Source organism: Actinosynnema sp., assembly GCF_052038725.1.
In genome coordinates this window covers 1-1550 of the sequence record NZ_JBQGCX010000320.1, presented here as the reverse complement: position 1 = coordinate 1550, position 1550 = coordinate 1, and the positions used below count along the sequence as shown (strand labels likewise).

At 72.9% G+C, this 1550-nt stretch carries 3 protein-coding genes; 1 reads left to right on the top strand and 2 read right to left on the bottom strand.

Features of this window, described 5'->3' with window-relative positions; translation table 11 throughout:
- On the top strand, positions 1–431 hold a 431-nt coding region (locus tag ACTUAL_RS06350), incomplete at its 5' end, for an MFS transporter (RefSeq protein ID WP_440899590.1).
- A gap of 134 nt (positions 432–565) precedes the next feature.
- Here ACTUAL_RS06350 and ACTUAL_RS06345 read toward each other — a convergent pair.
- Positions 566–859 carry a zinc-ribbon domain-containing protein gene (locus tag ACTUAL_RS06345; RefSeq protein ID WP_096495105.1) on the bottom strand — a complete coding sequence of 98 codons (294 nt, stop codon included), beginning with the start codon at positions 857–859 and terminating at the stop codon, positions 566–568.
- A gap of 113 nt (positions 860–972) precedes the next feature.
- Positions 973–1550 (bottom strand): SDR family NAD(P)-dependent oxidoreductase (locus tag ACTUAL_RS06340; protein ID WP_440899589.1); only part of this gene is annotated, 578 nt, incomplete at its 5' end.

Below are 1550 nucleotides of genomic sequence, written 5' to 3'. Positions count from 1 at the left end.
CCTCCGGCTACATCGCGCTCGTGGGCACCCAGTTCATCGGCCGGATCAGCGGCGACCGGCTGGTCGACCGGTTCGGCCAGCGCACCGTGGCCAGGGCGGGCGGGATCGTCGTCGCGGTCGGCTTCGGGCGCGCGCTCGCCCTGCCGACCGTGCCCGGCACCGTCGTGGGCTTCGCGGCGGCGGGCCTGGGCATCGCCACGCTGGTGCCCGCCGCGATGCACGAGGCGGACGAGCTGCCGGGGCTGCGGCCGGGCACCGGGCTGACCGTGGTGTCCTGGCTGATGCGCCTGGGCTTCCTGCTGTCCCCGCCGGTCGTCGGGCTCATCGCGGACGCGTCGAGCCTGCGCCTGGGGCTGGTGGTCGTGCCGATCGCGGGCGCGCTGGTCGTGCTGCTCGCGGGCGTGCTCAAGCAGGAGCGCGCGAACGCCTGACCGGGAGGAACGCCTGAACGGGAGGACCCCGGAGCGGGAGAACCCCGGAACGGGAGAACCCCTTCTCCGCCGCGCCGGGAGGAAGTCCGGTTCGGGGGAGGAGGGGTTCTTCGCCTCCTGGGCGGTGTTCCCGCTCAGAAGTAACCGGGGTGCTGCGGCTGCTGCGCGGGATGCGGCTGCGCGGGCGGCTGACCGGCGCCCTGCGCGATCAGCTGCTCGGCCTGCTCCTTGGTCAGCTTGCCCTCCGCGCCGCAGAACGTGCACTGCACGACGCGCTTGATCCGCACCGGGAACAGCGGGATGAAGAACAGCGTGAACTTGGTGACCAGCTTGTGCACGGCCTGGGCCGCCGGGTTCCCGCACCGCGAGCACAGCAGCGTCACCATCCCCAGCAGGAACGCCTTCGTGCGCCAACCCCAGATGACCATCCGATACCCCCGGTGATGTGAAAAAGCGGCCCACAGTGTCCCACTTGGACAGCCCCTGTCCAGTGCGATTCGTCGGAATTCCCGCGTGCCGGGGGAGGTGTTCCCGGCAGCCGTCAGATCTGGGCGGCCCCGCCGTCGACCGCCAGCTCGGCTCCGTTGACGTAGCTGGAGGCGTCCGAGGCCAGGAAGACCGCCGCCGCCGCGATCTCCTCGGGCTCGGCCAGCCTGCCGAGCGGGATCGTCGCCCCCGCCGCGTCCAGCTCGGCGGCCGGGACCAGGTCGATCAGGCCCTGGGTGCGGGTGCCGCCGGGGGAGAGCACGTTGACCCGGTACCCGCCCGCCCCCGCGCCGTGGGCGAAGCCCCGGACCAGGTTGCGGATCGCGGCCTTGGTCGCCCCGTACACCGGCAGGTACGGCTGCGGGCGGGTGGCGGCCGACGACCCGGTGAAGATGATCGACGCGCCGGGGGCCAGCAGCGGCAGCGCCTTCTGCACGGTGAACAGCGAGCCCTTGACGTTGGTGGTGAACATCGCGTCGAACTGCTCCTCGGTGATCTCGCCCAGCGGGGCGGTGATCCCGATCCCGGCGTTGGCGACGAGCACGTCGATCCGCCCCGCCCGCTCCGCGACCGCCGCGTAGAGCGCGTCGAGGTCGGCCAGGTCGCCGACGTCGCAGCGGATCCCGGTCACCC

Excerpts from the sequence above, each read along its gene's own strand:
- ACTUAL_RS06345 (WP_096495105.1), bottom strand. The coding sequence starts at position 859 with ATGGTCATCTGGGGTTGGCGCACGAAGGCGTTCCTGCTGGGGATGGTG.